This window comes from Rugosibacter aromaticivorans (assembly GCF_000934545.1).
In the GTDB taxonomy this organism is placed as follows: domain Bacteria; phylum Pseudomonadota; class Gammaproteobacteria; order Burkholderiales; family Rhodocyclaceae; genus Rugosibacter; species Rugosibacter aromaticivorans.
On sequence record NZ_CP010554.1, the window covers coordinates 379,675 to 401,795 of the forward strand.

Annotated in this window: 19 protein-coding genes and 1 tRNA gene; 15 read left to right on the forward strand and 5 right to left on the reverse strand. The window is 58.5% G+C overall.

The features are described from left to right. The first annotated feature begins 72 nt into the window (after positions 1–72). From PG1C_RS02025 to PG1C_RS02095, 15 genes are all read left to right on the forward strand, one after another. Positions 73–2,415 carry an acyl-CoA dehydrogenase gene (locus tag PG1C_RS02025; protein WP_202635781.1) on the forward strand — a complete coding sequence of 781 codons (2,343 nt, stop codon included), beginning with the start codon at positions 73–75 and terminating at the stop codon, positions 2,413–2,415. A 33-nt stretch (positions 2,416–2,448) separates the two neighbouring features. Further along, positions 2,449–3,642 (forward strand): acyl-CoA dehydrogenase, encoded by a 1,194-nt coding sequence (locus PG1C_RS02030; protein ID WP_202635782.1) that lies wholly within the window; start codon positions 2,449–2,451, stop codon positions 3,640–3,642. Between the two features lie 25 nt (positions 3,643–3,667). Continuing rightward, the gene (locus tag PG1C_RS02035) at positions 3,668–4,957 is read left to right on the forward strand and encodes an acetyl-CoA C-acetyltransferase (RefSeq protein ID WP_284431780.1); all 1,290 of its coding nucleotides are present in this window, start codon (positions 3,668–3,670) and stop codon (positions 4,955–4,957) included. Continuing rightward, positions 4,957–6,897: a 3-hydroxyacyl-CoA dehydrogenase NAD-binding domain-containing protein gene (locus tag PG1C_RS02040; RefSeq protein ID WP_202635783.1), complete on the forward strand. Its 1,941-nt coding sequence runs from the start codon at positions 4,957–4,959 to the stop codon at positions 6,895–6,897. Before PG1C_RS02035 ends, PG1C_RS02040 begins: the two co-directional genes overlap by 1 nt. 83 nt (positions 6,898–6,980) lie before the next feature. After that, on the forward strand, positions 6,981–7,595 hold the full coding sequence (locus PG1C_RS02045) for a class I SAM-dependent methyltransferase (RefSeq protein ID WP_202635784.1): 615 nt from the start codon (positions 6,981–6,983) through the stop codon (positions 7,593–7,595). Positions 7,596–7,729: 134 nt separating this feature from the next. Continuing rightward, positions 7,730–8,170 (forward strand): acyl-CoA thioesterase, encoded by a 441-nt coding sequence (locus PG1C_RS02050; protein ID WP_202635785.1) that lies wholly within the window; start codon positions 7,730–7,732, stop codon positions 8,168–8,170. A gap of 122 nt (positions 8,171–8,292) precedes the next feature. After that, positions 8,293–10,143, forward strand: a complete 1,851-nt coding sequence (locus PG1C_RS02055; RefSeq protein ID WP_202635786.1) for an ABCB family ABC transporter ATP-binding protein/permease — start codon at positions 8,293–8,295, stop codon at positions 10,141–10,143. Between the two features lie 78 nt (positions 10,144–10,221). After that, entirely contained in the window at positions 10,222–10,971 is a 750-nt protein-coding gene (gene modA, locus PG1C_RS02060; protein ID WP_237218252.1) for a molybdate ABC transporter substrate-binding protein, read from the forward strand. A 67-nt stretch (positions 10,972–11,038) separates the two neighbouring features. Continuing rightward, positions 11,039–11,725, forward strand: a complete 687-nt coding sequence (gene modB / locus PG1C_RS02065; RefSeq protein ID WP_202635787.1) for a molybdate ABC transporter permease subunit — start codon at positions 11,039–11,041, stop codon at positions 11,723–11,725. After that, positions 11,722–12,792 carry a molybdenum ABC transporter ATP-binding protein gene (modC, locus tag PG1C_RS02070; RefSeq protein WP_202635788.1) on the forward strand — a complete coding sequence of 357 codons (1,071 nt, stop codon included), beginning with the start codon at positions 11,722–11,724 and terminating at the stop codon, positions 12,790–12,792. The genes modB and modC overlap by 4 nt, the downstream gene beginning before the upstream one ends. Positions 12,793–13,163: 371 nt before the next feature. Continuing rightward, positions 13,164–15,539, forward strand: coding sequence for a phosphoketolase family protein (locus tag PG1C_RS02075; protein ID WP_202635789.1), 2,376 nt, complete (start codon positions 13,164–13,166; stop codon positions 15,537–15,539). After that, on the forward strand, positions 15,536–16,639 hold the full coding sequence (gene tal, locus PG1C_RS02080) for a transaldolase (protein ID WP_237218253.1): 1,104 nt from the start codon (positions 15,536–15,538) through the stop codon (positions 16,637–16,639). Before PG1C_RS02075 ends, tal begins: the two co-directional genes overlap by 4 nt. A gap of 1 nt (position 16,640) precedes the next feature. Then, complete coding sequence (locus PG1C_RS02085; protein ID WP_202635791.1) at positions 16,641–17,729, forward strand: acetate/propionate family kinase; 1,089 nt, start codon at positions 16,641–16,643, stop codon at positions 17,727–17,729. A 93-nt stretch (positions 17,730–17,822) separates the two neighbouring features. Continuing rightward, entirely contained in the window at positions 17,823–18,509 is a 687-nt protein-coding gene (locus PG1C_RS02090; RefSeq protein WP_202635792.1) for a DUF433 domain-containing protein, read from the forward strand. After that, positions 18,506–18,910, forward strand: a complete 405-nt coding sequence (locus PG1C_RS02095) for a PIN-like domain-containing protein (RefSeq protein ID WP_202635793.1) — start codon at positions 18,506–18,508, stop codon at positions 18,908–18,910. The genes PG1C_RS02090 and PG1C_RS02095 overlap by 4 nt, the downstream gene beginning before the upstream one ends. Positions 18,911–18,966: 56 nt before the next feature. Here the strand turns inward: PG1C_RS02095 and PG1C_RS02100 are convergent. The 5 genes from PG1C_RS02100 to pagP all read right to left on the reverse strand — a co-directional run bounded on the left by PG1C_RS02100 (position 18,967) and on the right by pagP (position 22,118). Then, positions 18,967–19,042 (reverse strand) — tRNA-Ala (locus tag PG1C_RS02100). A gap of 31 nt (positions 19,043–19,073) precedes the next feature. Next, entirely contained in the window at positions 19,074–20,078 is a 1,005-nt protein-coding gene (locus tag PG1C_RS02105) for an L-threonylcarbamoyladenylate synthase (RefSeq protein ID WP_202635794.1), read from the reverse strand. Beyond that, on the reverse strand, positions 20,075–20,242 hold the full coding sequence (locus PG1C_RS02110) for a hypothetical protein (protein ID WP_202635795.1): 168 nt from the start codon (positions 20,240–20,242) through the stop codon (positions 20,075–20,077). Before PG1C_RS02110 ends, PG1C_RS02105 begins: the two co-directional genes overlap by 4 nt. After that, the gene (gene purD, locus PG1C_RS02115) at positions 20,239–21,519 is read right to left on the reverse strand and encodes a phosphoribosylamine--glycine ligase (protein ID WP_202635796.1); all 1,281 of its coding nucleotides are present in this window, start codon (positions 21,517–21,519) and stop codon (positions 20,239–20,241) included. The genes PG1C_RS02110 and purD overlap by 4 nt, the downstream gene beginning before the upstream one ends. Further along, entirely contained in the window at positions 21,516–22,118 is a 603-nt protein-coding gene (gene pagP / locus PG1C_RS02120) for a lipid IV(A) palmitoyltransferase PagP (protein WP_202635797.1), read from the reverse strand. Before pagP ends, purD begins: the two co-directional genes overlap by 4 nt. Positions 22,119–22,121: the final 3 nt, after the last annotated feature.

Here is a 22,121-nt window from a genome sequence, read left to right on the forward strand (position 1 = left end):
TTCTGCCCCAGTCTTAGCCTAAAAACCGCCGACGGGTTTTCCGTCGGCGGTCTTGGTCTGGAGGAGAAGATCATGTTCTGGCTGCTGTTTATCTCTATTGGGGTAATCGTTATTGCCGTGTTTGGCTTACCCGGCCTACGGCGGCTGGTGATCACCGGCCCGGTGTTTGCGCTATACAAAAAAATTCTGCCTATGATGTCGCAAACCGAAAGCGATGCGCTTGAAGCGGGCACGGTGTGGTGGGAAGGCGAGCTGTTTTCGGGCAAGCCGCAGTGGGAAAAATTGCTGGCTTATCCAGCACCGAAGCTCACGCCCGCCGAGCAATCTTTTCTCGATAACGAATGCGCGGAGTTGTGTCGCCTGACCAATGACTGGGAGGCGACGCAGGTTCACCACGATCTGTCCCGCGCCGCCTGGCAGTTCGTCAAGGACAAGGGTTTTCTCGGCATGATCATTCCACGTCACTATGGCGGGCTGGAATTCTCGGCCTATGCGCACTCGCAGGTGGTGCAAAAATTGTCCACACGATCTTCCGCAGCGGCGGTTTCTGTCATGGTGCCCAATTCGCTGGGGCCAGCCGAGTTGCTGTTGCGCTATGGTACGGAAGAACAGAAAAACTACTATCTGCCACGCCTGGCCAAAGGGCTTGAAATCCCAGCCTTCGCGCTGACCAATCCGCATGCCGGTTCAGACGCCGCCGCGATTCCTGACACCGGCATCGTGTGTAGGGGCGAATGGCAGGGGCAGCAGGTCATCGGCATGCGCGTCACCTGGGAGAAGCGCTACATCACGCTGGGGCCGGTGTGTACGCTCCTCGGCCTGGCCTTTCATCTGCACGACCCGGATCATCTGCTGGGCGAAGTTGAAGACATTGGCATTACCTGCGCGCTGGTACCGAGCAATCATCCCGGCGTGAATATCGGCCGCCGTCATTGGCCGTTGAATGCGGTGTTTCAGAACGGGCCGAACTCGGGCGAAGATGTGTTCATGCCGCTGGACTGGATCATCGGCGGGCCGCAGAGGGCCGGCCAGGGCTGGCGCATGCTGATGGAATGCCTGGCGGCAGGACGGGCGATCTCACTGCCATCGACAAGCACCGGCATAGCCAAGTTGGCCGTGCGCGCCACCGGCGGCTATGCGCGCGTGCGCAGCCAGTTCAATCTGGCGATTGGCAAATTTGAAGGCGTCGAAGAAGCGCTGACGCGCATGGGTGGCAACACTTACCTGATGGACGCGGCGCGGATGATGACCGCAGGCGCGGTCGATCTGGGCGAACATCCATCGGTGGCCTCAGCGATTGTCAAATACCACGTCACCGAACGCGCGCGTCAGGTGGTGAATGATGCGATGGATATCCTCGGCGGCAAGGGCATTTGCCTTGGCCCCGGCAACTTCATGGGGCGCGCGTATCAACAGATTCCCATCGCCATCACCGTTGAAGGCGCGAACATTCTCACACGCAGCCTCATCATCTTCGGCCAGGGCGCGATCCGTTGCCATCCGTATGTGCTGCGCGAAATGCAGGCAGCGCAAAATGAGGATGCGCGGGCCGGTTTGCGTGCATTCGATGCGGCGCTGGTTGGCCACCTCGGGTTTGCGATTGGCAACGCGCTACGGGCTGTGTGGTTGGGGCTCACCGGTTCGCATTTCGCGAGCGTGCCAAAAAATATGGCACCGGAAACGAAGCGCTACTATCAGCAGCTCACCCGCTTTTCAGCCGCGTTTGCGTTTCTTTCCGACGTGGCTATGCTGGTGCTGGGCGGTGGCTTGAAACGTCGTGAGAAGCTCTCCGCGCGGCTGGGCGATATTTTGTCGCTGATGTATCTCGCCTCGGCCACGCTCAAGCGCTATGAAGACGAAGGCCGTCAGGCTGCTGATGCGCAGCTGGTGCATTGGGCGATCTGGGATGCGATGTTCAAGGCGCAGAATGCGTTTGAAGGCGTGCTCGCCAATTTTCCAAACAAGGCCGTCGCCTGGTTTCTGGCGCGGATTATTTTTCCGCTCGGCCGCCCGTATGTGGTGCCAGCTGATGCACTGGGGCATGACGTGGCGAAGTGCCTGATCGAACCTTCTGTCACGCGCGACCGGCTGACTGCCGGCATGTATCTGCCGCAAAATGAGGCCGAAGCCATTAACGATGCCGTGGGTGTCATCGAACTGGCGCTGGAGGCGACGCGCGCAGCAGAGCCCGCCGAGGCCAAACTGCGCGCAGCCGAAAAGGCTGGGAAAGTCGGCGCTGGTGACACGGCAAACAACGCGGCGAATAATGAGCGCGAATGCCTGCATCAGGCGCAGCAGACAGGTATTTTGACCCTTGAAGAAGCCGCGCTAATTGCACACCGCTACGATCTGCGCGACAAGGTGATTCGTGTGGATGATTTTCCGTCGGATTTTTCTGTGGCAGCGCACGATTAGAATGAACGATTTTTAAGGTTAAGGACATAACGAATGAGCACCGATGTTGCCAAACCTGCCGCCAAATTTAGCTGGGACGACCCGCTACTGATTGATGGACAATTGACCGAAGACGAGCGTCTGCTGCGCGACGCCGCTCGCGACTATTGCCAGGGCAAGCTGGCGCCGCGCATCCAGCTGGCCTTCCGTAATGAAACCACCGACCCCGGCATCTTCCGCGAGATGGGCGAGATGGGTTTACTCGGCGCGACAATAGGCACGGAATATGGCGGCGCGGGATTGAACTATGTCAGCTATGGCCTGATTGCGCGCGAAGTCGAGCGCGTTGATTCGGGCTACCGCTCGATGATGAGTGTGCAATCGTCACTCGTCATGGTGCCGATCAATGAATTTGGCAACGCAGCACAAAAGCAAAAGTATCTGCCCAAACTGGCCAGTGGCGAATGGATCGGCTGCTTTGGCCTGACCGAGCCGAATCATGGCTCCGACCCCGGCTCGATGATTACCCGTGCGAAAAAAGTCGCCGGCGGGTTTCGTCTGTCGGGCGCCAAGATGTGGATCACCAACTCGCCGATTGCCGATGTGTTTGTGGTCTGGGCGAAGAATGATGAGGGCATTATTAAAGGCTTCATTCTCGAAAAAGGCATGCCCGGTTTGTCGGCGCCGGCTATCCACGGCAAGGTCGGGCTGCGTTCGTCAATCACTGGCGAGATTGTCATGGATGAGGTGTTCGTGCCGGATGAAAACGAGCTCAATGTCAGCGGCCTCAAGGGGCCATTTACCTGCCTTGACTCGGCGCGTTACGGCATTGCCTGGGGCGCGCTCGGCGCGGCGGAAGACTGCTGGTTCCGCGCGCGGCAATATGTGCTGGATCGTCACCAGTTTGGTCGCCCACTGGCCGCGAATCAACTGGTGCAGAAAAAACTGGCCGACATGCAAACCGAGATCACGCTGGGCCTGCAAGGCTGTTTACGGCTGGGCCGCATGAAAGACGACGGCGTGGCATCGCCAGAAATCACCTCGATGATGAAACGCAATTCGTGCGGCAAATCGTTGGATATCGCCCGCGTCGCGCGGGATATGCTGGGTGGTAACGGTATCTCGGATGAATTTGGCGTCATCCGCCACATGGTGAATCTGGAAGTAGTGAATACGTATGAAGGCACACACGATGTGCACGCATTGATTTTGGGTCGCGCACAGACAGGCATACAAGCTTTTTCATAGCCCTGCGCGATGCGCAGGAGGAGGCATGATGACCAATGAACCGATTTACATCATCGATGGCGCACGCACACCGTTTCTAAAATCGCGCAACAGGCCGGGGCCGTTTTCTGCTTCCGATCTGGCCACGCTCTCTGGTCGCGCACTGCTGGCGCGGCAGGCATTCGCACCCGATGCACTGGATGAAGTCATCATTGGCTGCGCCAGCCCTGGCGTGGATGAAACCAACATCGGCCGCGTTATTTCGCTGCGCCTGGGTTGCGGCAATAAAGTGCCTGGCTGGACGGTGATGCGCAATTGCGCCTCCGGCATGCAGGCGATTGATTCGGCGATTGCCAATATCCAGCGCGGACGTGCCAGCCTGGTGCTGGCCGGTGGTGTCGATGCGCTGTCGCGCACCCCGCTGCTTTATTCCATCCCCATGGTGCAGTGGTTTTCGGACATGAGTGCAGCGCGCAGCTTTGGCGGGAAGTTGAAGCTGTTTCTCCGCCTGCGGCCGAGTGCGCTGCTCTCACCGGTGATCGGTATTGAGCGCGGCCTCACCGACCCGGTGGTCGGCCTGATGATGGGCCAGACGGCGGAAAATCTGGCATGGAAATTTGGTATCACACGGCAGGAGATGGATGCCTATTCCGTCGAGAGCCATCGTCGCTTGGCCGCCGCGCAGGACGCCGGTCACCTTGACGAAATTGTGCCGCTGATTGGTGTCGATGGCACGGTGTATAAAAATGACGATGGCGTGCGGCGTGATTCGAGCATGGAAAATCTGGCACGCCTGAAACCTTTTTTCGATCGCACGTATGGTGCTGTCACCGCAGGCAACAGCTCGCAAATCACGGATGGTGCGGCCTGGCTCGTGCTGGCTTCTGCCGCTGCGGTAGAGCAATGGAAGCTGCAACCGATCGGCCGCATTGTGGATACACAATGGGCCGCGCTGGACCCGGCGCTGATGGGGCTGGGTCCCGTGCATGCGACAACGCCGATTCTGCAACGCCACGGTTTGCAGTTGAGTGACATCGACGCATGGGAGATCAATGAAGCCTTTGCCGCGCAAGTGCTGGGCTGTTTGCGCGCATGGAATGATGATGAGTATTGCCGCAGCGAACTTGGTTTGACGCATGCCATGGGGCAGATCGACCAATCCAAGATCAATGTTGATGGCGGTGCCATTGCGCTCGGCCACCCGGTGGGCGCATCGGGTGCACGCATCGTGTTGCATCTGTTACATGTCTTGCGCCGCGAGAAAAAGAAGCGCGGCATCGCCACGATTTGCATCGGTGGCGGGCAGGGCGGCGCAGTTTTGGTGGAGGCACTTTGATGAACCTCATACACTGGAAACTGGAACGCGATGCCGACGGCACGGCTTGGGCGATTCTTGATCGAAAAGACACATCCACCAATGTGCTGACTGCCGAGGTGATGGCTGAGCTCGCCGCGCTGCTTGATGAATGCGACCGCGAGCCACCCAAGGCGCTGATTTTCAAATCCGGGAAAGCGACGGGCTTCATCGCCGGAGCGGACATCGAAGAATTAGCCCGGCTCGATTCAGGCGTGGCAGCCCATGCGCTGATCAAACGCGGCTGGGATTTATATAACCGTCTGGCGACTGTGGCTTACCCCACGCTGGCGCTGATTCGCGGGCATTGCCTGGGCGGAGGCACCGAGCTGGCGCTGGCTTGTCGCTACCGCATTGCGGTGGATGAAGCGCAAACCAAAATCGCTCTGCCCGAGGTGATGCTGGGCATTGTGCCTGGTTGGGGCGGCATGTTGCGTCTGCCGCAAAAAGTCGGTGCTGCTGCCGCGCTGGACATGATGCTGACGGGAAAAAGCATCGATGCGCGACGCGCGCAAAAAATGGGCTTGGTGGATGTCTGCGTGCCGCCGCGCGTGATGGACAATGCTGCCCGCATATTAGTGAATTCCGGCCGGTCGCCGTGCGCATTGCCATTGCTGCAACGCTTGTTGAATGGCCCCTTGAAGCGCATCGTCGCCGCGCAGGCAAGAAAACAAGTCGCCCGTCGCGCACGGCCGGAACACTATCCCGCGCCGTATGCCATTCTCGACATGTGGGCGCACCACAGTGGCAATGCGCTGGCCGTGCCGGCGGAAAAAGTCACCTCGCTTGACGCGCTGATTACGTCGCCCACTACAAAAAATCTGCTGCGCGTGTTTTTCTTGCAAGAACGACTCAAGGGTTTTGGAAAAGAAGCCGCGAACTTTGCACCTCGCCATGTGCATGTGGTTGGCGCGGGCGTCATGGGCGGTGACATTGCCGCATGGTGCGCCTTGTCCGGCCTGACGGTCACCTTGCAGGATCAAAGCGTGGAACGCATCGCCCCGGCCATTGCCCGCGCGGCGTTGCTGTTCGAGAAAAAGCTGCGCGATAAAACGGCTGCGCATTTTGCGCTTGACCGGCTCATTGCGGATGCGCATGGCGACGGTGTGCGCCAGGCTGATGTCATCATCGAGGCCATTTTTGAAAACCTGGAAGCCAAGCAAAAACTGTTTGCCGAGATCGAACGCCGCGCCAAGCCGGAGGCGCTGCTGGCATCCAACACCTCGTCGCTGCGGCTGGTGGACATTGCTCTCGCGCTGCAACAGCCGGCGCGGCTGGCGGGCATACATTTCTTCAATCCCGTGGCGCAGATGTCACTTGTCGAAGTCGTGGCAAGTGACACTACCTCAACCATTACCGCGCAACAGGCCGCAGCCTTCGTGCGCCAGATAGACAAGTTGCCACTGCCCGTGAAAGACGCGCCAGGTTTTTTAGTGAATGCCGTCTTGGCGCCTTACCTGAATGAAGCCATGCGCTGCGTGGATGAAGGTATTGCGCCAGAAACCATCGATGCTGCTGCACTCGCTTTTGGCATGCCCATGGGGCCGATTGAATTGGCTGATACCGTGGGCCTGGATATCGCACTCGCCGTGGGTCGACAGTTGGTTGCCGCTGAGATACAGCCAAAGAAACTGGGTGAACTGGTGGCCGCTGGTCACCTGGGCAAAAAGAGCGGGCAGGGTTTTTATGTGTGGGTGGCAGGGAAGGCGCAAAAAACGGCGGCAGGTGTCGCAGGTGTCAGTGCTGCCGGCTTGATGCAACGATTGCTCAAACCGCTGCTTGCCGCCACGGCCGGGCGGGTGGCCGCAGGCGTGGTGCAAGATGCTGACCTCGCCGATGCCGGTGTCATCTTCGGCACTGGTTTCGCGCCTTATACCGGCGGCCCGATGAATTACCGCGCACAGCATCCCGACACGGAGTGAGCGCCTCATTGTCTCTCCATGCCGTCTCACCAGTGCGCCCCGAAGGAAGTCCCCTTGGGGTGCCGACTTTTTAGCCAGCGCCCATGAAACATTTTTACGATACTTGCGTTTTACCGCACGTCATTGACTTTGCGTGTGGCTTGCCGACTTTTGAGCGGGGTCGCATCGACCTCTTGCCCGAAGCTTCAGGCCGGGTGCTGGAAATCGGCATGGGGACGGGACGTAATTTGCCGTATTACCAGCCGGAAAAATTAACCTGTCTGTGCGGGCTTGACCCAGGGCTACATCCCAAAGCAGAGCAACGGGCCAAGGCGGCGGGGCTGGTTATTTTGCCCATGCCGCTTTCAGCCGAGCGCATTCCGATGCAGGATCACAGCTTTGATTGTGTGGTGTCCACCTACACGCTATGTACTATTCCTGATATCGGTGCTGCACTCAAAGAAGTTTATCGTGTGCTTGCGCCCGGCGGGCGCTTATTGTTTTTGGAGCACGGGGCAGCGCCGGAGCACAACGTGCGGCGCTGGCAAGATCGCATCACGCCCTATTGGAAGGCTGTCGCGGGTGGATGCCACCTTAACCGCGAGATGCCTGCTTTACTGCAAGCGGCTGGATTCAGGATCGATCGCCTGACGCAGCGCTTTTCCCCCGGCCCGCGATTGCTGACTTATCTTTATACGGGTGTCGCTTTCAGGGATTGAGCATCGCTGAGCGAGTTAATAGGAGTGCCAGCAGAGGTACAGGGGCAGTACAAGCCGGAGGCCCGACATGCCAGGCACCACCTTGTATACTGGCGGCTCAATGAATGATCGCAATCAGCCACAAGGAAGCCGCTATGACAACTGCAACGAAAGTTAATGAAAATTTACTCGCTTCGCCACAGGGCACACTTGAGCTACGCGTGGTGCCTATGCCTTCGGATGTCAATGGCGCGGGCGATATTTTTGGTGGCTGGGTGATGGCGCAGGTGGATATTGCCGGGGGGTTTGCCGCGCAACGTCGCGCCCGCGGGCGAGTGGCGACTGTGGCGGTTACCTCATTTACTTTCAAGCAGCCGATTTCTGTGGGCGATCAAGTGAGCTTTTATACGCAGATTATCCGTGTCGGACACACGTCCATCGCGGTGGATGTGCAGGTGTTTGCAGAACGCCACCCCGAAGACCCGGTGATCGTCAAAGTGACTGAAGCGCAGCTGGTGTACGTTGCACTCAATGCCGATGGTAGCAAGCGCCTCGTGCCAATAGAGCCGATGGTGGCTGCACTCACCCGCGCGTAGTTTCGTGGCCGCAACGCGCAGTTGTCACCTTTAATTGCAATGCCTGCGCTCGCTGGCCCGGCGATCTGCGCGTATCGCTGGTCAGCGTATTGAGGGCACACGTTACACGCTACACTCTACCTATGCGCCGATCTTCTATTTCACTGCCTGCCGCCTTGCCAGCCACGCGTCGCGACTGGCACACGATCAAAACCTTGCTGCCTTATTTGTGGGCATGGAAGGCGCGGGTGATTTTTGCGCTGGTCTGCCTGATTACCGCAAAGCTCACCAACATTGCTGTACCGCTGGTGTTCAAAGACATCATCGATTCTTTTACCTTGCCGCGCGAGCAGGCTTACCTTTTGGTGCCGGTCGGCCTGCTCGCCGCCTACGGCGCGCTGCGGTTTTCTACCGCGCTGTTTTCCGAGCTGCGCGAAATTCTTTTCGCCCGCGTCACGCAACAGGCAGTGCGCACCATTGCCTTGCAAGTCTTCGAGCATCTGCATGCGCTCTCGCTGCGCTTTCATCTGGAGCGGCAAACGGGAGGGCTCACGCGCGATGTCGAGCGTGGCACGCGCTCGATCAGTTCGCTCATCAGCTACACGCTGTATTCCATCCTGCCGACGTTCGTTGAAATTGCGCTGGTGCTGGGCATTTTGCTTTATCGCTACAGGTGGGATTTCGGCCTCATCACGTTCATCACCTTGCTTGCTTATGTCACCTTTACCGTAGTTGTCAGCAACTGGCGCACGCATCTGCGGCGCACGGTGAACGAGCTGGATTCCGCAGCCAATGTGCGTGCGGTGGATAGCTTGATTAATTTCGAGACGGTGAAGTATTTCAACAACGAAGCATGGGAGCGCACCCGCTACGACGAGCAGTTGAAAAAATGGGAGGCCGCGCAGATCAAGAGCCAGATTTCGCTCTCCTGGCTTAACCTCGGCCAGTCACTCATTATCGCCGCTGGCGTCAGCCTGATGATGTGGCGCGCCGCAGACGGTGTGGCCGCGGGGCGCATGACGGTGGGCGACATCGTGCTGGTGAATGCCTTCCTGATTCAGCTCTACCTGCCGCTGAATCACCTGGGCGTGCTCTATCGCGAGATTCGCCAGGCGCTCACCGACATCGAGCGCATGTTCGCTTTGCTCGACACCAACCGCGAAGTGCGCGACGCGCCCGACGCGCGGCCTTTGTTTGCGGATAGCAAGATGGCGCCTTGCGCGATTGAATTTGATCACGTTAATTTCAGTTACGACCCGGCGCGGCAGATTCTGTTTGATATGTCGTTAAAAGTCGGCGCTGGCAAGACGGTGGCTGTGGTGGGTCACAGCGGCTCGGGCAAGTCCACGCTGGCCCGTTTGCTATTCCGTTTTTATGATGTTGATTCCGGCGGCATCACGATTAACGGCAACGATTTGCGCGCCTTGCAGCAGATCTCGTTACGCGCCGCCATCGGTATCGTGCCGCAAGATACGGTGCTGTTCAATGACACGATTTTTTACAACATCCAGTATGGCCGCCCGGATGCGCCGCGCGCCGAAGTGCTTGCCGCTGCACAAGCAGCGCACATTCACGAATTTATCGAGCGCCTGCCTGAGGGCTACAACACGCGCGTGGGCGAGCGGGGCCTGAAACTTTCGGGTGGTGAAAAACAGCGCGTGGCGATTGCCCGCGCCCTGCTCAAAAATCCACCCATCCTGATTTTTGATGAAGCCACTTCTGCGTTGGATTCGAAAACAGAAAAAGCCATTCAGGCCGAACTCGATCTGGCCGCTCTTGGGCGCACCACGTTGATCATCGCGCATCGGCTGTCCACGGTGATGAATGCCGATGAAATTCTGGTGCTGGATGCCGGCCGTATTATTGAGCGCGGCACGCATCGCGCTCTGCTTGATCAAGGCGGGCTGTATGCGCAGATGTGGGCGTTGCAGCAGCAAGAAAAAAACGACACAGAAAATACGGCGATAACTGACACTCTTGCCCTCGCAGGGTGAGCGTTCAGAAGCGACATGAGCATTTTCAAAATGTGCCTCCCATGTTTATTAAGGCGTGTTTCAAAATGCCTCGCATGGATGAGTGTTCTGTTGCTTTCCCTTTCCCTCCCGGCACATGCTGAAAAAATAACCATCGCTGCGGCAGCCGATCTCAAATTCGCCCTGGATGAAATGATCGCCGCATTCCCGCTGAACCCCAGCACAGACGAGGTGGCGGTGACTTATGGCTCCTCCGGCAAATTCTTTACGCAGATTCAGCAGGGTGCGCCGTTTGACCTGTATTTTTCTGCGGACATTGCCTTGCCGCGCACGTTGGCAAAAAACGGGTTTGCGGCCTCTGATGTCACGCCTTATGCGGTGGGACGCCTGGTGTTATGGAGTGCACATCGTGATGCCGCAAAGATGACGCTGGCCAGCTTGACGGACCCGCAAATCACGCGCATCGCCATCGCCAATCCGCAGCACGCGCCCTATGGTCAGCGGGCGGAAGAAGCGCTGCGTGCGGCGGATGTGTGGCCACAGATCGCCCCTAAGCTGGTGTATGGCGAGAACATCGCGCAGGCCGCGCAATTTGTGCAGACGGGCAATGCGCAGGTGGGCCTCATTGCCTTATCCCTGGCGTTAAGCCCGCCGCTGGCAAGCCAAGGCGGATATTGGCTGATACCGGACACCCTGCATCAACCGCTGGAACAAGGTTTCATCATTACCCGGCGTGCGGCGAACAGCGCCTTGGCTCATCGCTTTGCAGATTACCTGCGCACGCCTTCCGCGCGCGCCGTGCTGGCTCGTTATGGCTTCGCGTTGCCCGGTGAAGCGGTTGTGAAATAGGCGCGGGGCGACATGTTTTATCCGCTAATTTTTTCTTATTGCGGCATGAGCCTGATAGGCCACCTTCATGTTTCTGACTCCCGGTGATCTAGAAGCGCTATGGCTGACGGCGCGGCTGGCGGGGTGTGTGACACTCATTTTATTGGTGCTTGGCACACCCATCGCCTGGTGGCTGGCGCGCAGCGAAGCGTGGTGGAAAGGCCCTGTCACGGCGGTGGTGGCCTTGCCACTGGTGCTGCCACCTTCCGTGCTGGGGTTTTATTTACTCTTGGCCATGGGGCCGCAGGGTGTGGTGGGGCAACTCACGCAAGCGCTGGGCATCGCGTCTTTGCCCTTTACGTTTGGGGGCCTGGTCGTGGCCTCGGTGTGTTACTCCTTGCCCTTTATGGTGCAGCCTTTGCAAACCGCATTTGAATCGCTGGGCGAACGTCCGCTCGAGGTAGCGGCCACCTTGCGCGCTTCACCGCTCGATGCATTTTTTAGTGTCGCCATACCCTTGGCGCGTCCCGGGTTTATCACCGCGATGGTGCTTACCTTTGCGCATACGGTGGGCGAATTTGGCGTAGTGCTCATGATCGGCGGCAACTTGCCGGGCATCACGCGCGTGGCCTCGGTGCAAATTTATGATCATGTGGAAGCGCTGGACTACCTGCAAGCGCATCGCCTGGCCGCCGTGATGCTGTTGTTTTCTTTTGTCGCTTTGCTAGTGCTTTACACCTGGCGCCGCCCGCAAAAAATGGGGGGCATGACATGAGCGGCATCCAGGCAAAATTTCAACTCGGCTGGCCGGGCTTCTCGCTGGATGTTGCTCTTGATTTGCCCGCGCGCGGTATCACCGCTCTGTTTGGCCCCTCCGGTTCGGGCAAGACCACACTCTTGCGTTGCATTGCCGGCCTTGAAAAAACGGCGCAGGGGCGACTGTTGGTGAATGGCGAGATATGGCAAGACACTACCCGCCGCGTGCCTGTGCATCAGCGCCCGCTGGGTTATGTGTTTCAAGAAGCCAGCCTGTTTGCGCACCTTACCGTGCTGGGCAATCTGCGCTATGGCGTTAAACGCATGGCCAATGAAAACAGTGCGGCGCTGGATCAAGCCATTGATCTGCTCGGCATCAACGCCTTGCTTCATCGCCTGCCTGACAAGCTCTCCGGGGGTGAGCGGCAACGCGTCGCCATTGCCCGTGCGCTGGCGTTGAGCCCACGCCTGCTGCTGATGGATGAGCCGCTGGCTTCGCTTGACCATCCACGCAAACAGGAAATCATGCCTTACCTGCAACAACTGCATCGCACGCTGGAGATTCCCGTACTGTATGTCAGCCATGCCGCTGATGAAGTGGCGCGGCTGGCCGATTATCTGGTGGTCATCGACAACGGCCGCGTGCGGGCACAAGGCCTCTTGGCAGAAACTCTCACCCGGCTGGATTTCCCCCTGCCGCTGGGGGACGATGCCGGCACGATACTGGACGCCACCGTGGGCGACGTTGACGCGGCCTGGCATCTGGCGCGAGTCGATTTTCCCGGCGGCAGCCTATGGACACCCGACCCGGCCTTGCCCATAGGCCGCCCCGTGCGCGTGCGTGTGCTGGCGCGCGATGTGAGCCTGGCCGCCATGCCACCCGAGCAAAGCAGCATTCAAAATGTATTGCGCGGGCAGGTGGACGCCATTGCCAATGATGCTCACCCCGGGCTATTGCTGGTGCGCATTCAGGTGGGCCCCAGCCAGTTGCTGGCGCGCGTAACCCGCCGCGCTGCTGCAGCGCTGCACATAGCTACCGGGCAAACCGTTTGGGTGCAGGTGAAGTCGGTTGCGCTGATGGTATAACGCGAGTGTGTGGTGGCCTTGTGGAGTCCGTTCGATTTTCGATGGTCTGGAGTTCGACCCTCCAATCTACTATCACACTGTCTGCGCTATTTCCGCCATCCATCTCTTGCCCGCCATGTCGTGTCGAACGGCCCTGTGTCGATATCGTTGTCTGGCAACTGAATACCTGACTGCGCAAAAGCCTCAACTTTAGGTGCCCTACCGAACTGTTCGACCTTGAAGCCTACGGTATGTTTAGAAGAATAGGATGGCAATTTGAAAGCCTGTGACATATCTTATCGAAAGGATTATCGAGATGAAGGCGATTTGTACTGCAGCGCGCCGCTGCCCGCCGGGTGAAGCGTCGCCTTTAATCATTCAAGGAGAATGACATGCCCTCAGCTGCTACGGTACTGGAGACCAAAGAGCTCAAGCGGATGGACGCCTATTGGCGCGCCGCCAATTACCTGTCAGTGGGGCAGATTTATCTGTTGGACAATCCGCTGCTGAAACAGCCGCTGCAGCTGGCGCACATCAAGCCGCGCCTGCTTGGCCACTGGGGCACTACGCCGGGGCTGAACTTCATCTATGTGCACATGAATCGGGTAATCAAGCAGCAAGCGCTCAGCATGATCTTTATTGCCGGCCCCGGCCACGGCGGCCCGGCAGTGGTGGCCAACACCTATCTCGAAGGCAGCTACAGCGAGCTGTATTCCGATATTTCGCAGGACGAGGAGGGGATGCGGCGTCTGTTCCGCCAGTTTTCCTTCCCGGGCGGCATTCCCAGCCATACCGCGCCGGAAACCCCCGGTTCTATCCACGAGGGCGGCGAGCTGGGTTATGCCTTGTTCCACGCGTATGGCGCGGTGTTTGACAATCCCGAACTGATCGCCTGCTGTGTGGTGGGCGATGGCGAAGCGGAGACCGGGCCGCTGGCCACATCCTGGCATTCCAACAAGTTTTTGAATCCGCGCACGGACGGCGCGGTGTTGCCGATCCTGCACCTCAATGGCTACAAGATCGCCAGTCCGGCCATACTCGCCCGCATCGGCCACACCGAGTTGGAAAGCCTGTTGGTAGGCTATGGCTACAAACCCCATTTCGTAGAAGGCGACAAACCCGAAGCCATGCACCGGTTGATGGCCGCCACAGTCGATATCGTGATTGCCGAAATACGCGAAATCCAGCGCAAGGCGCGGCATGGCGGTGATAGCCGCCGCCCGCTCTGGCCCATGATCGTGTTGCGCTCACCCAAGGGCTGGACCGGGCCGAAGGAAGTGGATGGCAAGAAAACCGAAGACTATTGGCGTTCGCACCAGGTGCCATTCAGCGACATGGATAAGCCGGAGCACTTAAGCCTGCTGGAAGAATGGATGCGCTCTTACCGGCCGGATGAGCTGTTCGATGCGAATGGCCGGCTTGATCCGGAACTGGCCGCGCTGGCTCCTACCTTTAATCACCGCATGGGGGCCAATCTTCACGCCAACGGCGGGGTGTTGCTGCGCGATCTGCGCCTGCCGGATTTCCGCAATTACGCGGTGGCTGTTCCCGCGCCCGGCGCTACGCTGGCTGAGTCCACGCGGGCGATGGGCGTCTTCCTGCGCGATGTGATGCAGAAGAACCAGGATAATTTCCGCGTGTTTGGGCCGGACGAGACCGCCTCCAATCGCCTTGGGGCGTTGTTTGAGGTGACCGATCGTACTTGGGTTGCCGAACGTTTCGATTACGACGACCATCTTGCCGTCGACGGACGGGTGATGGAAATCCTTTCCGAACATGCCTGCCAGGGCTGGCTCGAAGGCTATCTCCTGACCGGGCGGCATGGGCTTTTTTCCTGCTATGAGGCTTTCATTCACATCGTCGATTCGATGTTCAACCAGCACGCCAAATGGCTCAAGGTATGCGGCGAGATTCCCTGGCGCCGCCCCATTGCCTCGCTCAACATCCTGCTCACCTCGCACGTCTGGCGCCAGGATAACAACGGCTTCTCGCATCAGGACCCCGGCTTCATTGATCACGTGGTGAACAAAAAGGCCGACATCATTCGCGTTTATCTGCCGCCGGACGCCAATACCTTGCTGGTGGTCACCGACCAGTGCCTGAAGAGCCGCAACCTGGTGAATATCATTGTTGCTGGCAAGCAGCCTGCGCATCAGTGGCTGAACATGGACGCTGCGATCAATCACGCCAGCGCCGGCATTGGCCTGTGGGAGTGGGCGTGCAACGATCAGTCCGGCGAACCGGATATCGTGCTGGCGGCAGCGGGCGATGTGCCCACGCTGGAAATGCTGGCCGCCATCGATATTTTGCATCAGCTCACGCCGGAGTTGAAAATCCGCTTCATCAACCTGGTTGATCTAATGACCCTGCAGCCGCAGGAGGAGCATCCGCATGGCTTGTCCAGCGATGAATTCGACTCTCTGTTCACCACCGACAAGCCGATCATCTTTGCTTACCACGGTTACCCCTGGCTGATTCATCGTCTCACCTACCGCCGCACCAATCACGGCAATCTGCACGTGCGCGGCTACAAGGAAGAAGGCACCACCACCACGCCGTTCGACATGGTGGTACTCAACACCCTTGACCGCTTCCATCTGGTGATGGATGTGGCGAACCGGGTGCCGAAGTTGCAGCCACAGGCAGCGCACATCAAACAGCGCATGCGCGACAAACTCAACCAGCACACGCAATACATCCATGAGCACGGCGAAGACATGCCGGAAATACGCAACTGGACATGGCCCTATCAGGAGGCAAACACATGAACGTAAATCCCCTGCTTCAACTCAAGACCCTGGGCCAGCACGTCTGGCTCGATAATCTCTCGCGCACGCTACTTCAGGAAGGCAACTTGCAGCGCCTGATAACCGAGGACGGCATCGACGGCGTGACGTCCAATCCCGCCATCTTCCAGAAAGCCATTGCCGACAGCCTGTACTACCGTGAGGATCTGCAACGCTTGCGCGGCTCGAACCTCGATGCCGGGGCGCGGTATGAGTCGCTCGTTATTCCCGACATTCAGGCGGCCTGCGATACCCTTTTACCAGCTTACGCATCCAGCCTTGGTGAGACCGGCTATGTCAGCCTGGAAGTCTCGCCCGCCTTGGCGCACGACATGGCGGGTACCGAAGCGGCCGCGTGGCGATTGCGGCAGGCGGTGGGGCGTGACAACCTGTTCATCAAAGTGCCCGCCACGCCCGCCGGGGTGCGTGCCTTCGAACAACTGACCGCCGCAGGCATGCGGGTTAACGTCACCCTGATTTTTTCGCTGGCGCAGTACGAGGCCGTGGCGCAGGCCTATCTGCGCGGGGCATTGCGCTGGCTGGCTGGCGGAGGAAATGCCAAACAATTGCGCTCGGTGGCCAGCGTATTCTTGAGTCGCGTCGATACCCTGGTGGACAAACGCCTAGATGCGATTGCTACAGCAGGCACAGCGGCTACAGAAAAAATTCAACAACTCAAAGGCAAGAGCGGCGTGGCACTCGCCAAACGCTGTTATTACCGGTATCTGGAGATTTTTCACGGCCCGGAATTCGCCATGCTCAGCCAGGCTGGCGTGCGACCACAGACGCCGCTTTGGGCCAGCACCGGCACCAAGAATCCGGCTTACAGCGATGTGCTCTACGTGGAACCGCTGATCGGCGCGGAAACTATCAACACCCTGCCAGATGCAACCCTTGCCGCATTCCGCGAACATGGTCGTGCGGCAACCACGTTGACGATGGGTATGAGTGATGCGCAAGCCCACATCAAGGCGCTGGCGGCGCTGGGCATCGACCTCATGGACGTTGGCGAAACCTTGCAGACTGAAGGTGTGCGCATCTTCGTCGAAGCGTATGAAAAATTGCTGGCCGCCGTGCAATGACATGCCTGCCGTCCTGACGCTTAACAGCGGTTCGTCCAGTCTCAAGGCAAGCCTGTTCCGCGCTGACGGCACGCGCCGTGACTGGTGCTACAGGCCTATCGGCCATGGCTTTGTGCATGACCACGCGGCAGCCTTTGACGCGCTGCTGAAGGATCTGGACGGGGAAGTGCCGCAGGCGATCGGCCATCGCTTCGTACACGGTGGCGAAGTCACCGATGCGGCGCGCCTTCTGGATGCGGCGGAGCTCGAGCGGCTGCACAGTATTACCCCGCTTGCCCCGCTGCACATGCCCGGCAATCTGCTCGGAGTGGAGCTATGCCGGGCGCGCTTTGACGTACCGCAAGTAGCTTGTTTCGACACCGCGTTTCACCACACCCTGCCGGAACTGGCGCGCCGCTTGCCGATTCCGCATGAGCTTGGCATGCGCCGTTATGGCTTTCATGGTCTCAACTATGCCTACATCGCATCCCGATTACCATCATTGCTGGGAGATGTTGCGCACGGTCGCGTCATCGTTGCGCACCTGGGCGCGGGTGCCAGCCTGTGTCTGATGGAAGGACTGAAGTCAGTGGATACCACCATGGGCTACACGCCAGCCGGCGGCATTCCGATGGGCACGCGCAGCGGGGATATGGATCCGGGGGTAATGCTGGAGCTGGCCAAACATTACGATAGCCAGGCGTTAAGTGATCTGGTCTACCATCGTATGGGGCTGCTTGCACTGTCTGCCGGAGAGAGCAGCGAGATGCACCACTTGCTGGAGAGTCACAGTCCGACTGCCGGCTTTGCCGTGGACTATTTCTGCCGCCAGGTGCGCGCCGCCATTGGCGCTTTTGCCGCCAAAGCCGGCGGCGTTGATGCGCTGGTGTTCAGCGGCGGCATCGGCGAACACGCACCGCAGATACGCGAGCGCATTTGCCAATCCCTGGGCTTTCTCGGTTTGACCCTCGACGCCGAAGCCAACCAGGCCAACAGACCCTGGATCAGTGCTACCGGCTTCAAGCCTGTGCTGCGCATTGCTGCGGACGAAGAAGCCGTCATCCGTGATCTGGTTGCCGACACAGATGTTCGTAGTTACAGTACAAAGTAGTGAGCTTGATTGACAAGGCGGCTTGTCTGTAAAATCAGCGCCCACATCCACCGCTCGGTGGTTTTTATTGATTTAGATTAAACGGGGGGCTAAATGAATTTGATCGGAATTGGCCTCTACACCTTTCAAGAAGCCGCGAAACTGACCAATGTGCCCGCGCAAGACCTGCGCCGGTGGTTGAAGGGGCAATCCTACAAGGCGCGTGGTTCCGCTGAGCGGGTGAACAGTGCCCCTCTTTGGCAGACTGAGCTGGCTGAATCAGAGATCGAGGGAATTAGCTTCCACGATTTGCTGGAGGTTCGTTTCGTTCAAGCATTCCGCAAGTCTGGTGTGAGCTTGCAAACAATTCGCCTTACAAGCCAGCATGCGCGTGAATTATTTAATCATCCCTACCCTTTCACTTGTCGGCGTTTTCAAACAGATGGGCGGAGTATTTTTGCCACTGCGCTGGAAGAGGCTGGCGAAACACAGTTACTCGATCTGGCTAAAAAGCAATTCGCATTTACCAAAATCATTGAGCCATCGCTATGTCGCGGTATTGAATTCGGGCGTGATGAACTGGCATCCTGCTGGTATCCGGTAGCACGCAGCAAGGCCATTGTGCTTGATCCGACCATTGCCTTTGGCAAACCCATTGTTACGAATGGACGTGTCAGAACATCTATTCTTTACGACGCTTTCAAGGCTGAGGAAAGCAAGCAATATGTAGCCAAACTGTACGAGATCCCCGTCAGCGCGGTAGAGGCGGCGATCCGCTTTGAAGAGCGATTGGCTGCGTGAATTTTTTTATTGACAATAATCTTCCCCCACCTCTCGCGCATGCGTTGCGAGAACTTTCAAAGCCAGAAGATCACGTTGTACTTCATTTAAAAGATCGGTTTGCTGCCGATACGCCAGACATCGATTGGATTAATAGCTTGTCGCAAGATGGGGCATGGGTCGTTGTTACGCACGACAATCTAAACAAAGGGTTGGAGCGTGAGGCATTGCGCAGAGCAGGTTTGCTGGTTTTTTTCTTGGATAAGTCTTGGAAGGATCACAAGTTCTGGGAGAAGGCTCACAATCTTGTTAAATGGTGGCCACGCATTATCGAGCAGGCTGGTGGTATCCAAGGCGGTGCTGCGTTTAAGGTCAAATGGAATTTTAGCGGCAAGGGAATGTTTGAGCAGGTGAAGCTTTGATACGTTGCGAGACGCCGGGCTGCAAGCGGAAATCATGCACTGCTAAAACAGGTAAATGGTGGAGGTGAGCGGGATCGAACCGCTGGCCTCGACGTTGCGAACGTCGCGCTCTCCCAACTGAGCTACACCCCCGATGAGCCAAGGCTAATTATAGCAGCGGCATTCACTTGTTGCCCGAGCCGGTAGCGGCGCGGTGCAGGCGGTCGTTCACGGCGCGCCAGGCTTCATTATCAGGCGGCGTGGTGACCAGGATGAGATCGCAATCAGCAGCATCGAACTCGCGTAACGTGGCGTAGAGATCGTGGGCAAACTGCGAAAAGTCGGCGCTGGCGATACGGCGGATGACGTGCTGATTGGCTAACAAGGGCGGCGATAACTCGGGGGCTAAAACGGCCACACGCTGGCCTTGCTGAAGTGCTGCAGCGATTGCAGCGGGCAGCGATTCAACCGCGCACAATTGCAACGAGGTGCGCGGTGCGTAGTGCGCGGCCAGACTGCCGGAGACGCGGGGGATGTGCATTGCATTATCCGTTTGCTGTGCGGCATGGCTGTCATGCACCGGGGCATGCAAGAGCTGGCGCAGGGTATTCGCGCTGATGGCACCGGGCCGCAGTATGCGCGGGGTGGCTGATGTCATGTCGACGATCGTTGATTCAATGCCCACGGCGCATGCGCCGCCATCGAGAATCATGGCGACGCTTGTCTCTAAAGATTCGCCCAGTTCTTCCTTCACATGCGCGGCGGTGGTAGGGCTGATGCGACCGAATTTGTTGGCGGAAGGCGCTGCAATGCCGCTGCCGAATTCGCGCAGCAAGGCCAGCGCCACGGGATGGTTCGGCACGCGCACGCCGACCGTGTTTTGTCCGCCGGTGACAAGATCAGGCACGGAGGGATGCCGTTTGAGTATCAAGGTCAGCGGCCCCGGCCAGCAGGCAGCGGCAAGCGTGTGTGCGGCGGCAGGGATGTCGATAGCCCAATCGCCAAGATGCGAGGCATCCGGCAAATGGACGATCAGCGGATGGTCCGCGGGGCGGCCTTTGGCGGCGAAAATTTTTTCCAGCGCGATGGGATTGTGCGCATCCGCGCCTAATCCGTAAACGGTTTCAGTAGGGAAGGCGACTAGTTCTCCGGCGTGCAGCAGTTGCGCTGCGCGAGCGATGTCATTCATTGCGGAGGGCACGTCAGGCGGTGCAATAGCGTATTGATCGCCGTCTCGCCATCCGTTACGGCGAGGAGGGCGTTTTTTGCCCGACCGCCTTGTAGCGCAGTTGTTTCATCAGCGCCGACTTTTGTGTCGGCCTGCTGTGTGTTATTCCCCGTGTTGCGGTTCATCGCTTGATGGCGCGAAAGCCGATGTCGTGGCGGTATTGCATGCCGTCGAAATGAATCGTGGCGAGCGCGGCGTAGGCGTTTTTTTGCGCGTCTTTGACGTTTTCCCCGAGCGCGGTAACGCACAACACGCGGCCACCGGCAGTGACGACTTGATCATTTTCCATGGTGGTGCCGGCGTGAAAAACGTGGCTGTCTGCGGCTGTCTCGGACAGGCCATGAATCGCATCGCCCTGACGCGGTGTGGCCGGGTAATTGGCCGCTGCTACCACCACGCCCAGGGCGACACGCCGATCCCATTCGGCTTCTACCTGATCCAGGCGGCCATCAATGGCGGCATCAATCAGGGTGATGAAGTTGCTCTTCAAGCGCATCATGATGGGTTGGGTTTCCGGGTCGCCCATGCGGCAGTTGAATTCCAGCACACGCAGGCTGCCATCGGCGCGGATCATCAGGCCGGCATAGAGAAACCCGGTATAGACAATGCCGTCGGCCGCCATGCCGTGGATGGTTGGTAATATCACTTCGCGCATCACGCGCGCATGAATTTCCGGAGTGACGACGGGCGCCGGCGAATAGGCGCCCATGCCGCCGGTATTGGGGCCTGCATCGCCATCGAGTAGCCGTTTGTGATCTTGGCTCGTGGCCAGCGCCAACGCGTGCTTTCCATCCACCATGGCAATAAAGCTGGCTTCTTCGCCGGTGAGAAATTCTTCAATCACTACGCGAGCGCCTGCCTCGCCCAGAGCATTGCCGGACAACATGCGGTCCACTGCAGCGTGTGCCTCATCATTCGTCATGGCGACGACAACACCCTTGCCGGCGGCCAAGCCATCAGCTTTGACGACGATGGGCGCGCCTTCCTGATTAATGTAGGCGTGTGCTGCAGCGATGTCGGCGGGGGTGTCGATGAAGGTTTGGAATTTTGCCGTAGGTATGCCATGACGAATCATGAAGCGCTTGGCAAAATCTTTTGAACTTTCTAACTGTGCGGCAGCTTGTGTCGGCCCGAAAATGCGCAATCCCTGTGCACGAAAAAAATCCACGATGCCTGCTGCCAAGGGTACTTCGGGGCCAACGATAGTGGCGTGAATTTTTTCACGCTGGGCAAATGCCGCCAGGGTTGGAATGTCCGTGAGCGGCAAATTGGTCAGCTCGGGTTCGCGTGCAGTACCGGCATTGCCGGGGGCAACGTAAATTTTTTGCAATCCCGGACTGCGCTGCAGTTGCCAGGCCATGGCGTGCTCGCGTCCGCCGGAGCCAATAACGAGTAGTTTCATGGGGCAGCTTTCGATGTTGAAGAGGGATAGCCGGGGTGCCACTTCAGCCAGAAAAAGAGGATGTTGCCAAAGCCTTTGCCGCCGGGCACATAAGCCGCTTCAAGTGAGGTTTCGCGGTAGTCGATTGAACCGATGGGCAGGATGGCTGGCACGGGTGTGTAATGTCCCAGATCGCTACGCGTCGTGAAGCCTGCGGTGTAACCCAGGCCAAAACGCGCGTTTTCACTCAGGCGCCAGTAAGTTTTCCAGCCGTAACCGGCCAGCCACTCGGGCTTGTAGTGGGAATCCTGAAAACCCATGGCATACAGGCCATGCCAGTTGCTCTTTTCGTCAAATCGGCCACGACCATAGCCCAGGCCCAGCGTGTTTTCCTGGAAGTTATCAATTTTCTCCCGCGTATAGGCCCAGCGCATGTGCCAGGTATGCACCGGCAAATAAACTTCAGGTGTGCCTTCGCGTGCGGTCGTCGTGACTTCATCCACGACGCGATCCAGCCAGCTCGGCAGGGCTGTGTCAGCGGCTAGCGCGGGTAGGGCAGGTAAGGCAATAAGCAGCCCAGAGGCAATGGCAAGAGTGCGCAGAAAGAGAAAGCGGTGCATTTT

Bases quoted from the DNA above. Each gene is read 5' to 3' on its own strand.
- PG1C_RS02025 (WP_202635781.1), top strand. From the start codon at position 73: ATGTTCTGGCTGCTGTTTATCTCTATTGGGGTAATCGTTATTGCCGTG.
- PG1C_RS02030 (WP_202635782.1), top strand. From the start codon at position 2,449: ATGAGCACCGATGTTGCCAAACCTGCCGCCAAATTTAGCTGGGACGAC.
- PG1C_RS02035 (WP_284431780.1), top strand. From the start codon at position 3,668: ATGATGACCAATGAACCGATTTACATCATCGATGGCGCACGCACACCG.
- PG1C_RS02040 (WP_202635783.1), top strand. From the start codon at position 4,957: ATGAACCTCATACACTGGAAACTGGAACGCGATGCCGACGGCACGGCT.
- PG1C_RS02045 (WP_202635784.1), top strand. From the start codon at position 6,981: ATGAAACATTTTTACGATACTTGCGTTTTACCGCACGTCATTGACTTT.
- PG1C_RS02050 (WP_202635785.1), top strand. From the start codon at position 7,730: ATGACAACTGCAACGAAAGTTAATGAAAATTTACTCGCTTCGCCACAG.
- PG1C_RS02055 (WP_202635786.1), top strand. From the start codon at position 8,293: ATGCGCCGATCTTCTATTTCACTGCCTGCCGCCTTGCCAGCCACGCGT.
- modA (WP_237218252.1), top strand. From the start codon at position 10,222: ATGAGTGTTCTGTTGCTTTCCCTTTCCCTCCCGGCACATGCTGAAAAA.
- modB (WP_202635787.1), top strand. From the start codon at position 11,039: ATGTTTCTGACTCCCGGTGATCTAGAAGCGCTATGGCTGACGGCGCGG.
- modC (WP_202635788.1), top strand. From the start codon at position 11,722: ATGAGCGGCATCCAGGCAAAATTTCAACTCGGCTGGCCGGGCTTCTCG.
- PG1C_RS02075 (WP_202635789.1), top strand. From the start codon at position 13,164: ATGCCCTCAGCTGCTACGGTACTGGAGACCAAAGAGCTCAAGCGGATG.
- tal (WP_237218253.1), top strand. From the start codon at position 15,536: ATGAACGTAAATCCCCTGCTTCAACTCAAGACCCTGGGCCAGCACGTC.
- PG1C_RS02085 (WP_202635791.1), top strand. From the start codon at position 16,641: ATGCCTGCCGTCCTGACGCTTAACAGCGGTTCGTCCAGTCTCAAGGCA.
- PG1C_RS02090 (WP_202635792.1), top strand. From the start codon at position 17,823: ATGAATTTGATCGGAATTGGCCTCTACACCTTTCAAGAAGCCGCGAAA.
- PG1C_RS02105 (WP_202635794.1), bottom strand. From the start codon at position 20,078: ATGAATGACATCGCTCGCGCAGCGCAACTGCTGCACGCCGGAGAACTA.
- PG1C_RS02110 (WP_202635795.1), bottom strand. From the start codon at position 20,242: ATGAACCGCAACACGGGGAATAACACACAGCAGGCCGACACAAAAGTC.
- purD (WP_202635796.1), bottom strand. From the start codon at position 21,519: ATGAAACTACTCGTTATTGGCTCCGGCGGACGCGAGCACGCCATGGCC.
- pagP (WP_202635797.1), bottom strand. From the start codon at position 22,118: ATGCACCGCTTTCTCTTTCTGCGCACTCTTGCCATTGCCTCTGGGCTG.